The organism is Methylobacterium iners (assembly GCF_022179305.1).
In the GTDB taxonomy this organism is placed as follows: Bacteria; Pseudomonadota; Alphaproteobacteria; order Rhizobiales; family Beijerinckiaceae; genus Methylobacterium; species Methylobacterium iners.
The window spans coordinates 26,340-43,170 of sequence record NZ_BPQP01000004.1; the positions used below are offsets into that span (position 1 = coordinate 26,340).

Sequence of the window (16,831 nt, forward strand, 5' to 3'; positions counted from 1 at the left end):
GATATCCGACGATGCGCGCGCTCTACGCCGCCGCCACGGGCATGGCGGCCCAGGAACTCAACGTCCAAGTCATCTCGAACAACATCGCGAACCTGCGCACCACGGGCTACAAGCGCCAGCAGCCGCACTTCCAGGATCTGCTCTACCAGAACCTGCGGCGGGCCGGCTCCTCGACCTCGGACCAGAACACCCAGCTCCCCGCGGGCCTGGCGATCGGCTCAGGCGTGAAGACGACCTCGACCGCGCGGGTGATGTCGCAGGGCACGCTGTCCTCGACCGAGAAGCAGTACGACGTCGCCATCCGCGGCGAGGGCCTGTTCCGGGTGACGCTGCCGGATGGCCGCACCGCCTATACCCGCGACGGCTCGTTCGACCTCTCCGCGCAGGGCCAGCTCGTCACCCGCGACGGCTACCTCGTCGATCCCGGCGTCACGGTGCCGAACACGGCGACCAGCGTGACGATCAGCGCGCAGGGCGCGGTCCAGGCGACGGTGCCGGGCCAGACCGCGCCGCAGGCGCTCGGCCAGTTCCAGCTCTCCCGCTTCGTGAACAAGGTCGGCCTGGAATCCATCGGCGACAACCTCTTCGTCGAGACCGCCGCCTCGGGTCCGGCGATCAACGGCCTGCCGGGTGCCGAGGGCTTCGGCAACCTGCAGCAGAGCTACCTCGAGGAGGCGAACGTCAACGCCGTCACCGAGATCTCGTCGCTGATCGCGGCGCAGCGCGCCTACGAGATGAACTCGAAGGTCGTCACGGCGGCCGACCAGATGCTCTCCACCACGTCGCAGATGTTCCGCGGCTGATCCGGTTCCTGAGGAGCACCCCGATGTACGCCCTGAAGCCGATCCGCCGCGTCGCCCCCGCCCGAGTCACCTGCCTGACCGCCGGCGTCGTGGCCCGGACCTTCCTCGCCCTCGTGGCGCTGGGCCTCCTGGCGCTGCCGGTGCTGGCCCAGGATGGGCAGCGCCTACGCCTGCGCGGCGACGTGACCGCCCGCGGCGACGTGCTGACGCTGGGCGAGCTTCTGGAAGGCGCCTCCGCCGAGGCGGCCCGCCGCCCGCTGTTCCGGGCGCCGGCGCTCGGCGCCACTGGCACCATCCAGGCCCGCCGGATCGCGGACGCGGTCGCGGCCCTCGGCCTCGGCGAGATCGAGACCGACGGCCTCGTGCAGGTCGCGGTGCAGCGGGCCGCCCGCCGCATCGGGACGTCGGAGATCGAGGCCGCTCTCAAGCGGGCGCTCGAGACCGCCCACGGCCTCGATCCCCGCAATCTGGCGATCCGGATCGACGGCGCGGCGCCGACCCTCCTCGCGCCGGTGGACCTCAACGGTCCCGTCGCCGCTCTCGACCTCGCCTACGACGCGCGCTCGCGCCGCGTCGCGGCGCTGGTGACGCTCGGCGAGCGCCAGGCCTCCCTGCGCGTCTCGGGTCAGGTGCTCGAGATGCGGGAGGTCGCGATCCTGGTGCGCGCGCTCAACCGCGGCGAGGCGATGACGGCGGCCGATCTCACGACCGAACGACGTCCCCGCGAGGCGGCTCCGGCCGACGCGCAGACGGGGGTCGCCGGCCTCACGGGTCAGGTCGCTCAGCGTGCGCTGGGCGCCGGAGCCGTACTGCGGGCCGGCGATATCGCGCCGCCCGATCTCGTGACCCGCGGCGAGGCTGTGACCATCGTGTTCGACGCCCCGGGCCTCAACCTGTCCCTTCGCGGGCAGGCCAACGAGAACGGCCGGCTCGGTGCCATGATCAACGTCACGAACCCGGTCTCGAAGAAGGTTCTCGCCGCCACCGTGATCGGTCCCGGCCGGGTCTCGGTGGGGCCGCCGCCGGCCCGCCAGACCAACGCCGCCCTCGACATCCGCTGACCCCGTCCTCCTGCCTCCGGCCGCCCCGATGACGCTCCGCCTGCCCCTCGCCCTCGCCGCCGCCCTGCTCAGCGGAAGCCTCGGCGCCTGCAACACCGTCGACCGCCTTTCCCAGATCGGCGCGACGCCCAAGCTCTCGGCGATCGAGGACCCGACCGCCCAGGCCGGCTACAAGCCGGTCCGCCTGCCGATGCCGGAGGTCCAGCCCGTGTCCTACGCGCCGAATTCGCTCTGGCGCACGGGCTCGCGGGCCTTCTTCAAGGACCAGCGCGCGGCGCGGATCGGCGATCTCGTCACCGTCAAGGTCAACGTGACGGACCGTGCCAACCTCAACAACGAGACGAAGCGCTCGCGAACGAACAGCGAGAATGTCGGACTGCCGAATGCGCTGGGCCTGGAGACCAACGCGGCCATCCTTGCCGCCGGGGTCAACCCGGAATCCCTGGTCAAGGCGACGTCGGACACGACGAGCGAGGGCGCGGGATCGGTTCAGCGCAACGAGCAGGTCACGACGAGCATCGCGGCGGTCGTCACGCAGATCCTCCCGAACGGCAATCTCGTGGTCGAGGGCAAGCAGGAGATCCGGATCAACTTCGAGGTCCGCGAGCTCGTCGTCGCCGGTGTGGTCCGCCCCGAGGACATCGAGTCCGACAACACCATCGAATCGACGAAGATCGCGCAAGCGCGCATCGCCTATGGCGGGCGCGGGCAGATCACCGACGTGCAGCAGCCGCGCTACGGCCAGCAGCTCGTCGACGTGCTGCTGCCGTTCTGACGGGCGGGCGGGGCGAGGCGGCCATCGCCTCGCCGGGTGGCGCCTTAGTGCTCGGTGCCGGGACGGTTCGGCCGCGGCGTGCCGCCATGAGTTTCCGTGAAGGCGGATCGGGCCGGATCCTTCTTGGCCGCCGCGACCCGGCCGCGCTGCCAGAGCGCGAAGCCAATGACCATGGCGAGCGTGGCGAGCGCCAGCACGATGATGAGATATTCGCTGTTCATTCCGGAATCCTCGTGGAGGGTATCCGTCAAGAAGCAGTGGGTCGCAGCAAAGTTCCGAAAGTGTTCATCGCTGCCGGCGCGATCTCCGCAAAGCTTTGCTGCGTGTTGATGCGCTGAGCTTGACTGTCGGAATGGCGACGGACCCGCTTCGATGGTCCGTCCAAGCTGTTAATTTCGCCCCCCCCGGTTCGGCATTGACGAAAGATGACGCCGATCGATGCAAGAGCCGGCGCCCCGTGCCCGGCCGGCTGGCGCCTGGAGGCTGTGGGATGGTACCCGGCGCCCGTGCTTCCCGTGTCAGACGACGAAACCCCGATGTCATCCTTTCCCGCGTCCTGGCCAATGCCGGAACGGCAACCCTTCGCAGGCTTGTACTGCCGCCTGGAGCCGCTTGATCCGGCCCTCCACGGCAATGACCTCTACGCCGTCGCCTCGGACCGCGACGCCGAGCGCCTGTATCGCTGGCTGCCCGACCCGGTGCCGACCTCCCGCGAAGCCTTCGAGGAGGAACTTCTGGCGGCGGCCGCGTCGACCGACCGAATGGCCTTTGCCGTGATCGACGGAGCCACGGGCCGCGCCGAGGGCCGCCAGAGCCTCATGGACATCAGCACCGCTCACGGCAGCGCCGAAATCGGGCACATTCTGTGGGGGCCCCGGATCGCCGGCACGCGCGTGGCGACGGAGGCGTTCTTCCTCCTCGCCGATCACGTGTTCGGCCTCGGCTACCGGCGCTACCAGTGGCGCTGCAACGCTCGCAACGGACCCTCGCGGCGCGCGGCCGAGCGCTTCGGCTACGCCTTCGAGGGCATCTTCCGCCAGCACCTGGTCCTCAAGGGCGAGAGCCGGGACACCGCCTGGTACTCCATCCTCGACCATGAATGGCCCGACCGCCGCACCGCCTTCAAGCGCTGGCTGGACCCCGAGAACTTCGACGAGGCGGGCCGCCAGCGCAGGCGCCTTTCCGAGTTCCGGCCAGCCTCCTGACACGTCTCTCTCCTACGGGGTCCCGAACGGATGATCCGTCCCCGGGTGACCGCCGACGTCGCGCAGCGCCGGACGGGACCGCAGGTCGACTGCCAGCGACCCGCAGAACATGCATCAGAACTGCCGCAGGTACGGTGCCGGTTTCTGGCCCAGGATGCGCCAGGTTCCGGCGAGGCCGAGGACGACGGCGAAGACCACTGCCAGCGCCGCAGCCACGAACGCGCCCGAGAGGTCGAGGCTGAATTCCAGCCGCATAACCCGCGTCACGATCACGAAGGCGGCGAGCGTGCCCGCGGCGAGGCCGAACAGGGCCGTGGCAAGCCCGAGCGCGCCGTATTCGAGGAGGTAGGCGGTGAGCAGCCGGCGCCGCGTCGCGCCGAGGGTCTTCAGCACCACCGCATCGTAGAGGCGGCTGCGGTGTCCGGCGGCCAGCGCGCCGGCGAGGACGAAGAGGCTCGCGACCACCGCCACCGCGCTCGCGCCGCGGATGGCGAGGACGAGCTTGCCGACGATGTCGTTGACGGCGTCGAGGGCGTCCTTGACCCGCACGCTGGTCACCGAGGGGAAGGCTCGGGCGACGTCGCGCAGGATTCCGGCCTCGATGCCCGCATCTGGACCGTTCGGCAGGGTCAGCGTCGCGAGGTCGCTGTGGGGGGCGCCGCGGAAGGTGCCGGGCGAGAACACCATCACGAAGTTGATGCCCAGCGAGCGCCACTCGACCTTGCGCAGGTTGGCGATCCGCGCCGTGAGCTCGCGCCCGAGGACATTGACCCTGACGGTGCTGCCAACTTCCAGCTTGAGGGCGCGGGCAAGCTCGGAATCGAACGATACCAGGGCCGCGCGGCCCTCCTCCGCGTTCCACCAGCTCCCCGCGATCAGGCTCGACCCCTCCGGCAGGTCGGCCGAATAGGTGATGCCGCGGTCGCCGTCGAGCACCCAGGCCGCGTCCTCCGGCGGCTTGATCTCGGCCGCCGGCACGCCGTTGAGGGCGGTGATGCGGCCTCGCATCATCGGCACGCGCTCGATCTTCGCGTTGCTCGCGGCCCTGCCGAGGAAGGCGTGGAAGCCGTCCGCCTCGGAAGCAGGGATGTCGAGGAAGAACAGGTTCGGCGCGCGGGCCGGCAGCGACGAGGTCAGCGTCTGCCGGACATTGGCGTCGATGAGGCTCAGGGTCACGAGGAGCGTGACCCCGAGCCCGAGGGAGAGCACGATGGACGGGGTCAGCGCGCCGGGCCGGTGCAGGTTGGCGAGCGCCAGGCGCGGCGCGGCCGTTCGCGGGCGAGGCAGGCGACGCGCCAGGGCCATCAGGCCTAGGGCGACGAGGCGCAGGAGGCCGAAGGCGAGGCCGGCCGCAGCGATGAAGACGAGCGCCACGCGCTTGTCGAAAGCGGTGACGACGGCGAGCCCGACGAGGGCTGCCAGCGCAGCGGCCAGGATCAGGCGATAACGCAGGCGCGTGCGCGCGCCGCTCCGGTCGACCACGTCGCGGAACAGGCCCGAGACCGGCACGTCATGGGCGCGGCCGAGGGGCACGATGGCGAAGGCGAGCGCGGTGAGAAGGCCGTAGGCGGCGGCCAATGCCAGCTCGGCCGGCGCGAGGGTCGGGTTGAGCGGAAGCGGCAGGTCCGCGCGGAAGAAGGCGTCGAGGAGGAAGGGCAGCCCGGCGCCGACGGCGAGGCCGATCGCCGTTCCGAGGCCGGCGATCAGCATCACCTGGGTCAGGTAGAGCCTGACGACCTGCCCCCCCGGGGCGCCGACGCTCTTCAAGGTCGCGATCGAGCCGCGCTTGCGCTCGACGAAGGCGTGGACCGCGTTGGCGACACCCACCCCACCGACGATGAGCGCGGTCAGGCCGACGAGGGTGAGGAATTGAGTGAAGCGCTCGATGCTCCGGGCGAAGCGCGGATCGGCGTTGGTGCGCGAACGCATCTCCCAACCCGCCTCCGGCGCGGCCTTGGCGATGGCGGCGGTACGCCGCTCGAGCTCGGCATCCGGCACCCCCGGAAGCTGCAGCCGATAGCTCCAGCGGTTGAGGCTGCCCGGCTGGACGAGGCCGGTCTCCGCCAGCGCGGCGTCGGAGATGAGAACGCGGGGGCCGAAGCCGATGCCGTTGGCGATCTTGTCGGGCTCGGAGACGAGGGTCGCCCGGATCGCCACGGGCTTGCCGGCGATGCTGACGCGGTCGCCGACCTTGAGGTCGAGGCGGGTCAGCAGCACGGGATCGGCCACCGCGCCGTAGGCGCCGTCCCGCTCCGCCAGGAGCGTGGCGAGAGGCACTGCCGGATCGGTGACGAGGTCGCCCGTCGCCGGATAGGTGGCGTCGACCGCCTTCAGCTCGACGAGGGCCGCGCCCTTGTCGCCGGCCAGCGCCATGGCCCGCAGCGTCGTGACCACCGAGACGGGTCCCTGGGCCTCGAGGACCGCACGTTCGGCCGGTGTCGCCGAGCGGTTGATCAGGCTGTAGGTGAGGTCGCCGCCCAGGATGCGCCTTCCCTCGCGGCCGAGCCCGTCGGTCAGCGAGCGCGAGATCGAGGCGACGCCGGCGATGGCCGCGACGCCGATCGCGATGCAGGCGAGGAAGACGACGAAGCCGGATAGCCCGCCGCGTAGTTCGCGCAGGGCGAGGCGCAAGGTGAGCGGGAGGCGAGTTTCCCGGGGAGCGGATCGGCGGCCACGATCGGCCTGCGGAAGCGTACCGTGCATGGTTCAGCCAGCCCGCCGTTTTGAGATCGGAACGTGACCGGGGAGGGTCGAAGTCAAACCCGACAAACCGGTCACGCGGCTACCGGCTCCTCGACCCGCCCCGAGCGCAGCCGAACGGTCCTGTCGCACAGCTTGGCGAGGCCCGGATCGTGGGTCACGAGGACGAGGGTGGCGCCGCGGTCGCGCTTCAGGGCGAAGAGGAGGTCGACGATCTGTCGGCCGGTCGCCTCGTCGAGATTGCCGGTCGGCTCGTCCGCCACGAGGATCGCCGGGTCCGGCGCGATGGCGCGGGCGATGGCGACGCGCTGCTGCTCGCCACCCGAGAGCTGGGCCGGATAATGATGCAGGCGGTCGCCGAGACCGACGGCCCGCAGCTCCGCCGCCGCGCGGACATGGGCATCGGGCTTGTCGGCGAGTTCGAGCGGCAGGGCCACGTTCTCCAGCGCCGTCATGGTCGGGACGAGGTGGAAGGCCTGGAAGACGATGCCGATCCGCCGCCCCCGGAAGCCCGCCAGGGCGTCCTCGTCCAGCGCGCCGAGATCCGTGCCCTCGACGAGGATGCGGCCGCTGTCGGGCCGTTCCAGGCCCGCCATGACCATGAGCAGGGTCGACTTGCCCGAACCCGACGGCCCGACGAGGCCGACGGCCTCGCCCCGCGCGACATCGAGGGAGATGCCCCGCAGCACGTGGACCCGCGCCGCATCGCGGCCGAGGCTCAGATCGATCTCTGCGAGTGTGATGGCGGGGCCATCGGCCTTGCCTGCGCTCAAGGGGCTACCGATCTGTGTGCGAATGAGAACATCGGCGACGAGGATTGGGGCTGAATCGGAATGGGTCTGTGCTTTTCGTCACCCCTTGGGGCCGTGCTCAAGCCTTTTCGCGATATGGTCGGGCGTAAGCCCTCGCGCCACGGCGCGCGAGGGCTGATGGTGCTCTTTGCCGCACTCGCCCTCGGCGGGCTCCCCGCCCAGGCCGCGCCGGACGGGCGTCCGCTCAAGCTTGTGGCCTTCGGCGACAGCCTCAGCGCCGGCTACCGGCTCCCGGCGGCGGCGGCCTTCCCCGCGGTGCTGGAGCGGGAGCTGCGCAAGCGCGGCCGTCAGGTCAGCGTCGCCAATGCCGGGGTCTCGGGCGACACCACGACCGGCGGGCTCGAACGCCTGGAATGGTCCGTCCCCGACGGGACCGACGGCGTCATCCTGGAGCTCGGCGCCAACGACATGCTGCGCGGCACCGATCCAAGCGTCAGCGCCAAGGCGCTCGACACGATCATCCGCCGCCTCAAGGAGCGCGGCATTCCCGTGCTGCTGGCCGGCATGAGGGCCGCCCGCAACCTGGGGCCCGACTACGTGAACCGCTTCGACGCGATCTATCCGGATCTCGCCGCGAAATACGGTCTCGTTCTCTACCCGTTCTTCCTCGAAGGCATCGTCGGCGATCCGGTCTACAACCTCGACGACGGCCTCCACCCCAACTCCAAAGGAGTGGAAACGATCGTGGCCGGCATCCTGCCTACGGTCGAAGCCTTCATCGACCGGCTCAAGCGCTGAAGCGATGCCGCGCCTGTTCACCGGCCTGGGGATCCCGCCGGACATCGCGGCCGCCCTCGCCGGCCGGCGAGGCGGTTTGCGTCACGCGCGCTGGATCGAGCCCAGCGATTACCACGTGACCCTGCGCTTCCTCGGCGACGTCGACACCACCTGCGCCGAGGCAATGCACGAGGCCCTGGTCAACGCCCGGCGGCGCGGGCCGATGCAGATCGTGCTCGATGGTCTGTCGAGCTTCGGCGGCGCCAAGCCCCGCGCGCTCATCGCCGCGGTGGCGGCGAACCGGGAACTCGCCGACCTGCAGGCCGAGCACGAGCACCTCGCCCGCGAGGCCGGCGCGGCCCCGGAGCGCCGAAAATTCACGCCGCACGTGACGCTGGCGCGCCTGCGCCGCGACACTCATTCCGAGGATGTCGCGACCTACCTGGCGCAGCAGGGGCTCTTCGCGACGCTGCGCTTCAGCGCGGACCGAGTCGCGTTGTTCTCCGCCCGCGAATCCACCGGCGGAGGGCCTTACGTCGTGGAGGCCGTCTATCCGCTGACGTGAGGCCAGCGATGCGGGACGCGGCAGTGTCACGCGGCTTAACCGGGATCGCGGAGACGCGACCTGTTAGAGGCGCCGCAGGGCGACGCTCTCAATCCGGTGGCTCGCGCCCTTGGCGAGGATCAGGCTCGCACGCTGGCGTGTCGGCAGGATGTTGTCGCGCAGGTTCGGCAGGTTGATCGAGGTCCAGAGATGGTCGGCGATGTCGAGCGCTTCGGCCTCGGGCACCTCGGCAAACTTTCGGAAGTAGGAGAGCGGATCGCGGAACGCGGTCTGGCGCAGGCGCATGAAGCGGTTGACGTACCAGCGGTGCAGGTCGTCCTCGTGGCCGTCGAGGTAGATCGAGAAATCGAAGAAGTCGGACACGAAGGGGATGGCGGTGCCGTCCCGCGGCAGCCGGGCCGGCTGGAGCACGTTGAGTCCTTCCACGATCAGGATATCGGGGGATTCCACCACCCGCTCCTCGCCCGGGATGACGTCGTAGACGAGGTGCGAGTAGAGCGGCGCCGCCACACGCTTCTTGCCCGCCTTGATATCGGTGAGGAACCGCAGCAGCGCCCCGGTGTCGTAGCTCTCGGGGAAGCCCTTGCGCTCCATCGCGCCCATGCGCTGCAGTTCCGCATTCGGCAGCAGGAACCCGTCCGTGGTGACCAGATCGACGTTCGGCGTGTTCGGCCAGCGGGCGAGGAGCGCCTGCAGGACGCGGGCGGTCGTCGACTTGCCCACCGCCACCGAGCCCGCGACGCCGATGATGTAGGGCACCTTGGTCTCGTGCTCGGCGAGCAGGAAGCGCTGCGTCGCCTTGAACAGCCCCTGCGTGGCGGCGACGTAGAGGGAGAGCAGGCGGGAGAGCGGCAGGTAGATCGCCACGACCTCCTCGACGGAGATCGGGTCGTTCAGCGATTGCAGCCGGGTAATCTCCTCAACGTCGAGGGTCAGCGGCGCGTCGGCGCGCAGCTGCGCCCATTCCTCGCGCTTAAAGAGGCGGTAGGGCGAGAGGCGCTCCGGCCCGACGCCGGTGACGGGGTCCTGCCCGAGCGTCGGGTCGCGCTCGGAGACGGGCCGCGCCGACTTGCCGGACACGGCGTTCACGTCTGCCTCCGAGAGGCCTTCTCGGCGATGCCGCTCTGAACCGTGCGACCCTCCAACTCCGCCATCACCTCGTCGAGGCCGACGCCTCCGGCCCTCAGAACCACGACCAAGTGATAGAGCACGTCGGCGGCCTCGGCCACGAGGCCGGCCCGGTCTCCTTGTACCGCGGCGATGGCCGCCTCGACGGCTTCCTCCCCGAGCTTCTTGGCCGGCTTCGCAGGACCGCCGGACAGGAGCTTCGCCGTGTAGGAGACCTCCGGCGAGGCCTCCGCACGGGTCGCGATCAGGGCTTCGAGGTCACTGAGGGAAAACTGCGTCATGGGCTTCTCAGTCCCGTGAGGACCACGGGCGGCGGTCATCGATCATGCGTCGAGCCGCATGGCGAGGCCGGCCGCCGCCATGTGGGCCTTGGCCTCGGCAACCGTATGCTGGCCGAAATGGAAGATCGAGGCGGCCAGCACCGCGCTGGCGCCGCCGTCCCGCACGCCGGCGACGAAATCGTCGAGGCCGCCGACGCCGCCGGAGGCGATCACGGGTACCGAGACCGCATCGGCGATGGCCCGGGTCAGGGCGAGGTCGTAGCCGGAGCGCATGCCGTCCCGGTCCATCGAGGTGACGAGGAGTTCGCCCGCGCCCCGCGCCGTCACCGTCCGCGCGAAATCGATCGCGTCGATTCCCGTGGGGCTCCGGCCGCCGTGGGTGAAGATCTGCCAGGCGGCCGGCTCGCCGGGCGCGGAGGTGCGCTTGGCATCGATCGCCACGACGATGCATTGGCTGCCGAACTTCCGGGCCGCCTGCGCCACGAAGTCGGGGTCCTTCACCGCCGCCGTGTTGATCGAGACCTTGTCGGCCCCGGCCAGCAGCAGGGTGCGGATGTCTTCCACCGTGCGCACGCCGCCGCCCACCGTGAGGGGCATGAAGCAAGCCTCCGCCGTCCGGCTGACCACGTCGAGCAGCGTGCCGCGGTCCTCGTGGCTCGCCGTGATGTCGAGGAAGCAGAGCTCGTCGGCGCCGGCCGCGTCGTAGGCCTTGGCGGCCTCGACCGGGTCGCCGGCGTCGCGGAGTTCGAGGAACTGGACGCCCTTTACGACGCGGCCGTCCTTCACGTCGAGACAGGGGATGATGCGGGTCTTGAGCACGAGCGCCTTGGGGCCGTCGGGGCCGATCAGATTACACGAAATCGGGTGTCGTCACGCGGCCCCGGCCTGGGACGTTGCGTCTGCGATGGCGGCAAGCGCCTCGGCCGGGTCGATGCGGCCGTCATAGAGGGCGCGGCCCGTGATGGCACCGGCCAGCAGCGCGCAATCCGGCTGCAGCAGCCGGTGCACGTCCTCGATCGAGGCGAGGCCGCCGGACGCGATCACCGGGATCGTCACCGCGCCTGCAAGCGCCAGCGTCATCTCGATGTTGAGCCCCTTGAGGATGCCGTCCCGCGCGATGTCCGTGTAGATGATCGCCGCGACCCCCGCATCCTCGAAGCGGCGCCCGAGCTCCTCGGCCGTCGTGCTGGACGTCTTGGCCCAGCCCTCGACGGCGACCCGTCCGTCCTTGGCATCGATGCCGACGGCGATCTTGCCCGGATAGAGCCGCGCCGCCTCGCGCACGAAGGTGGGGTCGCGGACCGCCGCCGTTCCGATGATGACCCGCGTCACACCCTTGGCGATCCAGGCCTCGACGGTGCGCATCTCGCGGATGCCGCCGCCGAGCTGCACCGGCAGCGACGTGCGCGCGAGGATCGCGTCGACGGCGGAGGCGTTCATCGGCGCGCCGGCGAAGGCGCCGTCCAGGTCGACCACGTGCAGCCAGGAGAAGCCCTGGTCCTCGAAGGTCTTGGCTTGCGCTGCGGGGTCGTCGTTGAAGACGACGGCCTGCGCCATGTCCCCCTGCACGAGGCGGACGCAGCGCCCCTCCTTCAGGTCGATCGCGGGAAACAGGATCACTCGGCTATCTCGTCGTCGGGGTCGCGGGCAGGGTCACGGCCGCCACCGCAGGAAATTCGCGATCAGGGCGAGGCCCAGGCGCTGGCTCTTCTCGGGGTGAAACTGCGTGCCCGCGATGTTGTCGCGCGCCACGAGCGCCGTGACCGGACCGCCATACTCGCTATGGGCCACCACGTCGGACGAGTCCTCGGGGATCAACGCGTAGCTGTGCACGAAATAGGCATGCAATCCCGTCTCACCCGTGGGAATGCCCTCGAGAAGGGCTTGGTCCCGGTCGCGCCTCAGGGTGTTCCAGCCCATATGCGGGACCTTCAGCTCCGGATCGGACGGTGCGATCGGCGCCACGTCCCCCGGAATCCAGCCGAGGCCCGGTGTCGGCGTGTGTTCGAGGCCGCGGGTCGCCAGCAACTGCATGCCGACGCAGATGCCGAGGAACGGCCGCACCCGCTCCTTGGCCGCGTGCGTCATGGCCTCGACCATGCCGGGTACGGCGTCGAGGCCCCTCCGGCAATCGGCGTAGGCGCCGACACCCGGGAGCACGACGCGGTCGGCCGATGCGACGCGGTCGGGATCGCTGGTGACCGCGATGCGCGAGGCGAGGCCCGCCTCGCGCGCCGCGCGCTCGAAAGCCTTGGCCGCCGAATGCAGGTTGCCCGAGCCGTAATCGATGATGGCGACCGTCTCGCCCGTCACGGCAGAACCGCTGCGCGCGTCACCGGCGTCCCTCGCTCAACGGGAACAGCCCGATCACCGCGTCGGCGGATCGGCCCATCGACGAGCCGTAGGGCACCTGCGGCGCAAGCGCGGCGTTCGCAGGATCAAGCCAGCGCGTGAGCGCCTTGCGCTCGGCCTCGATCGGCGAGGCGGCGACCACCGCGTCGCGCGCGGGGCGCCCGCGGCGGGCATAGGTCCAGCGGCGCAGGCTCGAGGCTTCCAGGCCGATGAGCACTTGGAGCAGCAGAGAGATCGCGGTTCCCGCAAGCGGGTTCAGGCCGAGAAACCGGCCGAGGACGGCCGCCGCGAGGAGAAGCGCCAACACGCCCAGGGCCGCGATCCAGAGCCGATGATAGAGGAACCAGAGGGGGCCGAAGGCGAAGGCGCGCCAGGAGAATCCGTCCGGCACGAGCTCGGCCCGGTCCAGTCCGTAAGCCTCGCCGGCAAGCGCGCCCTTCGGCAGGTGGAGCGTGTAAGTGCGCATCCTCGGACTCCTCACTCTCCGACGCCGTCGCCGGCTCAGAGCGATCCCTTCGTCGAGGGCACGCGGCCCTGTTCGCGCGGATCGACGGCGACCGCCTGCCGCAAGGCTCGGGCCAATCCCTTGAAGCAGCTTTCGGCGACGTGGTGGGCGTTGTCGCCGTAGAGCGTCTCGACATGCAGGGTGATGCCCGCATTCATCGCGAAGGCCTGAAACCACTCGCGCACCAGTTCGGTGTCGAAGGACCCGATCTTCTCGGCCTTGAACGTCGTGCGGAACACAAGGAAGGGCCGGCCCGAGATGTCGACCGCAACGCGGGTGAGCGCCTCGTCCATGGGAAGGTGAATGTCGGCGTAGCGGCCGATGCCCGCCTTGTCACCGAGCGCCTGCGCGACCGCCTGGCCGAGGGCGATGCCGGCATCCTCGGTGGTGTGGTGGGCGTCGACGTGGAGATCGCCCGTCACGGCCACGTCGAGGTCGAACAATCCGTGCCGGGCGAAGAGCTCCAGCATGTGGTCGAGGAAGCCAACGCCGGTGGCGACGCTCGCGCGGCCGCTCCCGTCGAGGTTGATCGAGACGGTCACGTCGGTCTCCGCCGTGCGGCGGCTGATGCTGGCAGAGCGCATCGCGCTTCAATCGTCCGCTCAAAGGGTCGGCAGGAAACGAAGCCGCCTTCTAGTGCGAAGATCGGGGCCTTGGAAAGGGTCGCGCCGGCAGAACCCGCCGATCAGGCCGCAAGGATGCGTCCGGCGACGGCGTCGAGCTTCGCGAGGAGGTCGGGATCCCGGTGATCAGGCGCCGTCATGACGGCGCCGTCGAGGGATCGGTGAGACCCGACCGGACAATCCTCGCGCTCCCCGGGGAAGTCGCGGGCGAGGCGCGCCACCAAGCGCGCCGCCCTACCGGCATTGGCCCTGGCGACGGCGACGACGGAAGCGACGTCGACTTCGGCGTGGTTCGGGTGCCAGCAATCGAAGTCGGTCACCATGGCGATGATGGCGTAGGTCAGTTCCGCCTCGCGGGCGAGCTTGGCCTCCGGCATCGCGGTCATGCCGATCACGTCGTAGCCCGCATCCTTGTAGGTCATCGACTCCGCGTAGGAGGAGAATTGCGGGCCTTCCATGCAGACATAGGTCCCGCCGCGATGGACCGCGACCTCCTCGGCGGCCGCAGCCTGAACGATGCGGGCCTGGAGAGTGGGCCCTACGGGATGTGCGAAGGGCACGTGCGCCACGCAGCCGTTCCCGAAGAAGGACGAGGACCGTGCGAATGTGCGATCGACGAATTGGTCGGCGAGCACGAACAACCCGGGATGAAGCTCCTTCCTGAAGGAGCCGCAGGCCGAAACCGAGACGAGATCGGTGACGCCGGCGCGTTTCAGCACATCGATGTTGGCGCGGTAGTTGATGCCGGAAGGCGAGAGCCGATGCCCGCGTCCGTGCCGGGCCAGGAACACCACCGTCGTCTCGCCGATGCGACCGATGCGGAGGACGTCCGAAGGCTCGCCCCAGGGCGAAGGGATCGCCTCCTCGCGGATGTCTTCCAGGCCCGGCAGATCGTAGATGCCGGATCCGCCGATCACGCCCAGGATCGCTGCGGCCATCGCTTCACCTCACGGGTCAATCAGAGCTCGAGACTGCGCGGATCACGGAAGCGCCGCCCGGGACCACCCTTGTCGGGGCATCGCGGACGGCGCGTCAATGCGATCGGTTGGGATCAGGGTGGCGTCAGCCGGTCTTGTGCAGTTCGGGCTGCAGACCGTGGACCTCGCCGCCGACATCGGCCCAGATCTTCTTCTTCACGTAGTAGAGCAGGCCCGCCAGCAGGATCAGGAACAGGATGACCCGGAAGCCCAGGGCCTTGCGTGCCTCCATGTGAGGCTCCGCCGTCCACGACATGAAGGCGGCGACGTCCCTCGAATATTGCTCGACGGTCTCGGGAACGACCGGCTCGCCGTTCTCGCCCTTGGCGTAGGTCACCTGACCGTCGCTCAGGGGCTTGGCCATCGCGATCAGGTGGCCGGGATAGTACTTGTTGTAGTTCGTTCCCGCGGGCACTTCCATGCCGGCGGGCGCGTCCTCGTAGCCGTTGAGGAGCGCGTGGATGTAGTCGACGCCCTGCTCCGAATAGCCGACGAAGGGCATCGCGTCGACGACGAAGAGCGGGAAGCCGCGCTCGAAGGTGCGCGCCTTGGCCAGCACCGAGAAGTCCGGCGGCGCCTTGCCGCCGTTGGCGGCCGCGGCGGCCTTGTCGTTCGGGAAGGGTGACGGCCAGGCGTCGGCGGGCCGGGCAGGCCGCTCGACCTCCTCGCCGTTGTCGTTCACTTCCTTGACCTTGTACTCGGCGGCCAAGGCCTTGACCTGGCCGGCCGTGAAGCCGGGGCCGCCGGGTTCGGCCAAGTTCCGGAAGCGGACGAGGCTCATGCTGTGGCAGCTCGAGCAGACTTCCCGGTAGACCTGGAAGCCGCGCTGAAGCTGGGCTTGGTCGAACTTGCCGAAGATGCCGGAGAAGCTCCACTCCTCCCGCGGCGGCTTGGGAGCTTCGGCCGCATGGGCCGGAGCGAGGCTGACGAGGGCCGCGAGGAACGACGCGGCGAGGGCGCGGGTCATGGTCATTGCTGCGTTAGATCCCCTGCCCTCAACCCTTTGACGACGGCGCCGCCGCCGCCCCTACCGGCATCCCCGATCCGGACTCGATCTGCTTGCCCGGCCCGGTCACGCTCTCCAGGATCGATCCCGGCAGCGCCGTCGGCGTCTCGAACAGACCGACGAGCGGCATCACGATGAGGAAGTGCGCGAAGTAGTAGAAGGTGCAGATCTGCGAGGCGATGACGTAGCCACCCTCGGGAGGCTTCGCGCCGAGCCAGCCCAGCACCACGCAGACGATGACGAAGAGCCAGAAGAACTGCCGGTAGATCGGCCGGTAGTTCGAGGAGCGCACCCGCGACGTGTCGAGCCAGGGCGCGAAGGCGAGGATGAGCACCGCGCCGAACATCAGGATGACGCCGCCGAGCTTGTCTGGCACTGCGCGCAGGATCGCGTAGAACGGCAGGAAGTACCATTCCGGCACGATGTGCGCGGGGGTCACTGCGGGATTGGCCGGGATGTAGTTGTCGGCGTGGCCGAGATAGCCGGGCTGGTAGAAGATCCAGTAGGCGAAGAACAGCATGAACACGACGGCTGCGAACACGTCCTTCACGGTTGCGTAGGGCGTGAAGGCCACCGCGTCCTTGCCCGACTTGATCGGAATGCCCGTCGGGTTGTTCTGGCCGACGACGTGCAGCGCCCAGACGTGGAGGACCACGACGCCCGCGATCATGAAGGGCAGCAGGTAGTGCAGCGAGAAGAAGCGGTTAAGCGTCGGGCTGCCGACCGAATAGCCACCCCAGAGCAGGCTCTGGATGGTGTCGCCGACCACCGGGATCGCCGCCAGGATGTTGGTGATGACGGTCGCGCCCCAGTAGCTCATCTGACCCCAGGGCAGCGTGTAGCCGAGGAAGGCCGTGGCCATCATGAGCAGGTAGATGATGACGCCGAGGATGTAGAGCACCTCGCGGGGCGCCTTGTAGGACCCGTAGTAGAGGTTCCGGAAGATGTGGATGTAGACGGCGACGAAGAACATCGAGGCGCCGTTGGCGTGCGCGTAGCGCAGCAGCCACCCGTAATTCACGTCGCGCATGATGTGCTCGACGGAGTTGAAGGCCTTATCCGCCGACGGATCGTAGTGCATCGCGAGCCAGACGCCGGTGACGATCTGGAGCCCGAGCATCATGATCAAGATCGCGCCGAAGGTCCAAAAGTAGTTCAGGTTGCGCGGAACCGGGAACGACACGAACGACGAATGCATCAGCCCGACGAGGGGCAGGCGCGATTCGAACCACTTCGCAAGGCGGCTCTTGGGAACGTAGGTGTTGGCGTGTCCGCTCATGGGGCTACCCGCATCGCTGTCTGTTTCGCGTGATCACAGGTC

At 69.6% G+C, this 16,831-nt stretch carries 19 protein-coding genes; 6 read left to right on the forward strand and 13 right to left on the reverse strand.

The annotated features are described in order from the left end of the window. The first annotated feature begins 11 nt into the window (after positions 1-11). The 3 genes from flgG to flgH are packed head-to-tail and all read left to right on the forward strand — an operon-like array spanning position 12 to position 2,639. On the forward strand, positions 12-803 hold the full coding sequence (gene flgG, locus MFF55_RS01100; RefSeq protein WP_238242234.1) for a flagellar basal-body rod protein FlgG: 792 nt from the start codon (positions 12-14) through the stop codon (positions 801-803). 23 nt (positions 804-826) lie between these two features. Beyond that, positions 827-1,864 carry a flagellar basal body P-ring formation chaperone FlgA gene (gene flgA / locus MFF55_RS01105; RefSeq protein ID WP_238242235.1) on the forward strand — a complete coding sequence of 346 codons (1,038 nt, stop codon included), beginning with the start codon at positions 827-829 and terminating at the stop codon, positions 1,862-1,864. A gap of 28 nt (positions 1,865-1,892) precedes the next feature. After that, on the forward strand, positions 1,893-2,639 hold the full coding sequence (gene flgH / locus MFF55_RS01110) for a flagellar basal body L-ring protein FlgH (protein ID WP_238242237.1): 747 nt from the start codon (positions 1,893-1,895) through the stop codon (positions 2,637-2,639). Between the two features lie 44 nt (positions 2,640-2,683). Here the strand turns inward: flgH and MFF55_RS01115 are convergent, their stop codons facing one another. Continuing rightward, positions 2,684-2,860, reverse strand: a complete 177-nt coding sequence (locus MFF55_RS01115) for a hypothetical protein (RefSeq protein WP_238242238.1) — start codon at positions 2,858-2,860, stop codon at positions 2,684-2,686. Between the two features lie 315 nt (positions 2,861-3,175). Here MFF55_RS01115 and MFF55_RS01120 point away from each other — a divergent pair, with 315 nt between their 5' ends. Next, on the forward strand, positions 3,176-3,844 hold the full coding sequence (locus MFF55_RS01120; RefSeq protein WP_238242239.1) for a GNAT family N-acetyltransferase: 669 nt from the start codon (positions 3,176-3,178) through the stop codon (positions 3,842-3,844). 114 nt (positions 3,845-3,958) lie between these two features. On the opposite strand, the gene MFF55_RS01125 is transcribed toward MFF55_RS01120, so the two are convergent. Both MFF55_RS01125 and MFF55_RS01130 read right to left on the reverse strand, forming a co-directional pair. Next, positions 3,959-6,547 (reverse strand): ABC transporter permease, encoded by a 2,589-nt coding sequence (locus tag MFF55_RS01125; RefSeq protein ID WP_238242241.1) that lies wholly within the window; start codon positions 6,545-6,547, stop codon positions 3,959-3,961. A 71-nt stretch (positions 6,548-6,618) separates the two neighbouring features. After that, positions 6,619-7,317: an ABC transporter ATP-binding protein gene (locus MFF55_RS01130; RefSeq protein ID WP_238242243.1), complete on the reverse strand. Its 699-nt coding sequence runs from the start codon at positions 7,315-7,317 to the stop codon at positions 6,619-6,621. Positions 7,318-7,473: 156 nt separating this feature from the next. On the opposite strand from MFF55_RS01130, the gene MFF55_RS01135 reads away from it, so the two are divergent. Both MFF55_RS01135 and thpR read left to right on the forward strand, forming a co-directional pair. Then, positions 7,474-8,094: an arylesterase gene (locus MFF55_RS01135; protein WP_238242244.1), complete on the forward strand. Its 621-nt coding sequence runs from the start codon at positions 7,474-7,476 to the stop codon at positions 8,092-8,094. 4 nt (positions 8,095-8,098) lie between these two features. Then, the gene (gene thpR, locus MFF55_RS01140) at positions 8,099-8,638 is read left to right on the forward strand and encodes an RNA 2',3'-cyclic phosphodiesterase (protein ID WP_238242247.1); all 540 of its coding nucleotides are present in this window, start codon (positions 8,099-8,101) and stop codon (positions 8,636-8,638) included. A 63-nt stretch (positions 8,639-8,701) separates the two neighbouring features. Here thpR and coaA read toward each other — a convergent pair whose 3' ends face one another. The 10 genes from coaA to MFF55_RS01190 all read right to left on the reverse strand — a co-directional run bounded on the left by coaA (position 8,702) and on the right by MFF55_RS01190 (position 16,789). Continuing rightward, positions 8,702-9,718, reverse strand: coding sequence for a type I pantothenate kinase (gene coaA / locus MFF55_RS01145; RefSeq protein WP_238242352.1), 1,017 nt, complete (start codon positions 9,716-9,718; stop codon positions 8,702-8,704). A gap of 5 nt (positions 9,719-9,723) precedes the next feature. Next, positions 9,724-10,047, reverse strand: a complete 324-nt coding sequence (locus tag MFF55_RS01150) for a phosphoribosyl-ATP diphosphatase (protein ID WP_238242248.1) — start codon at positions 10,045-10,047, stop codon at positions 9,724-9,726. 42 nt (positions 10,048-10,089) lie between these two features. Further along, positions 10,090-10,866, reverse strand: a complete 777-nt coding sequence (gene hisF, locus MFF55_RS01155; protein ID WP_238242249.1) for an imidazole glycerol phosphate synthase subunit HisF — start codon at positions 10,864-10,866, stop codon at positions 10,090-10,092. A gap of 51 nt (positions 10,867-10,917) precedes the next feature. Further along, positions 10,918-11,667, reverse strand: a complete 750-nt coding sequence (hisA, locus tag MFF55_RS01160; RefSeq protein WP_238242250.1) for a 1-(5-phosphoribosyl)-5-[(5-phosphoribosylamino)methylideneamino]imidazole-4-carboxamide isomerase — start codon at positions 11,665-11,667, stop codon at positions 10,918-10,920. Positions 11,668-11,700: 33 nt separating this feature from the next. Further along, positions 11,701-12,360, reverse strand: coding sequence for an imidazole glycerol phosphate synthase subunit HisH (gene hisH / locus MFF55_RS01165; protein ID WP_238242251.1), 660 nt, complete (start codon positions 12,358-12,360; stop codon positions 11,701-11,703). Between the two features lie 19 nt (positions 12,361-12,379). Further along, complete coding sequence (locus MFF55_RS01170; protein WP_238242252.1) at positions 12,380-12,865, reverse strand: DUF2628 domain-containing protein; 486 nt, start codon at positions 12,863-12,865, stop codon at positions 12,380-12,382. 35 nt (positions 12,866-12,900) lie between these two features. Continuing rightward, positions 12,901-13,488 carry an imidazoleglycerol-phosphate dehydratase HisB gene (gene hisB / locus MFF55_RS01175; RefSeq protein ID WP_238242253.1) on the reverse strand — a complete coding sequence of 196 codons (588 nt, stop codon included), beginning with the start codon at positions 13,486-13,488 and terminating at the stop codon, positions 12,901-12,903. 101 nt (positions 13,489-13,589) lie between these two features. Next, complete coding sequence (locus MFF55_RS01180; RefSeq protein WP_238242254.1) at positions 13,590-14,465, reverse strand: S-methyl-5'-thioadenosine phosphorylase; 876 nt, start codon at positions 14,463-14,465, stop codon at positions 13,590-13,592. 124 nt (positions 14,466-14,589) lie between these two features. Then, positions 14,590-15,477, reverse strand: coding sequence for a cytochrome c1 (locus MFF55_RS01185; RefSeq protein ID WP_238242255.1), 888 nt, complete (start codon positions 15,475-15,477; stop codon positions 14,590-14,592). A 22-nt stretch (positions 15,478-15,499) separates the two neighbouring features. Then, positions 15,500-16,789: a cytochrome b gene (locus MFF55_RS01190; RefSeq protein ID WP_238242256.1), complete on the reverse strand. Its 1,290-nt coding sequence runs from the start codon at positions 16,787-16,789 to the stop codon at positions 15,500-15,502. Positions 16,790-16,831 lie beyond the last annotated feature (42 nt).

Coding starts and splice junctions, on each gene's coding strand:
- flgG (WP_238242234.1), top strand. CDS start 12: ATGCGCGCGCTCTACGCCGCCGCCACGGGCATGGCGGCCCAGGAACTC.
- flgA (WP_238242235.1), top strand. CDS start 827: ATGTACGCCCTGAAGCCGATCCGCCGCGTCGCCCCCGCCCGAGTCACC.
- flgH (WP_238242237.1), top strand. CDS start 1,893: ATGACGCTCCGCCTGCCCCTCGCCCTCGCCGCCGCCCTGCTCAGCGGA.
- MFF55_RS01115 (WP_238242238.1), bottom strand. CDS start 2,860: ATGAACAGCGAATATCTCATCATCGTGCTGGCGCTCGCCACGCTCGCC.
- MFF55_RS01120 (WP_238242239.1), top strand. CDS start 3,176: ATGTCATCCTTTCCCGCGTCCTGGCCAATGCCGGAACGGCAACCCTTC.
- MFF55_RS01125 (WP_238242241.1), bottom strand. CDS start 6,547: ATGCACGGTACGCTTCCGCAGGCCGATCGTGGCCGCCGATCCGCTCCC.
- MFF55_RS01135 (WP_238242244.1), top strand. CDS start 7,474: ATGGTGCTCTTTGCCGCACTCGCCCTCGGCGGGCTCCCCGCCCAGGCC.
- thpR (WP_238242247.1), top strand. CDS start 8,099: ATGCCGCGCCTGTTCACCGGCCTGGGGATCCCGCCGGACATCGCGGCC.
- MFF55_RS01150 (WP_238242248.1), bottom strand. CDS start 10,047: ATGACGCAGTTTTCCCTCAGTGACCTCGAAGCCCTGATCGCGACCCGT.
- MFF55_RS01170 (WP_238242252.1), bottom strand. CDS start 12,865: ATGCGCACTTACACGCTCCACCTGCCGAAGGGCGCGCTTGCCGGCGAG.
- hisB (WP_238242253.1), bottom strand. CDS start 13,488: ATGCGCTCTGCCAGCATCAGCCGCCGCACGGCGGAGACCGACGTGACC.
- MFF55_RS01180 (WP_238242254.1), bottom strand. CDS start 14,465: ATGGCCGCAGCGATCCTGGGCGTGATCGGCGGATCCGGCATCTACGAT.
- MFF55_RS01185 (WP_238242255.1), bottom strand. CDS start 15,477: ATGACCATGACCCGCGCCCTCGCCGCGTCGTTCCTCGCGGCCCTCGTC.
- MFF55_RS01190 (WP_238242256.1), bottom strand. CDS start 16,789: ATGAGCGGACACGCCAACACCTACGTTCCCAAGAGCCGCCTTGCGAAG.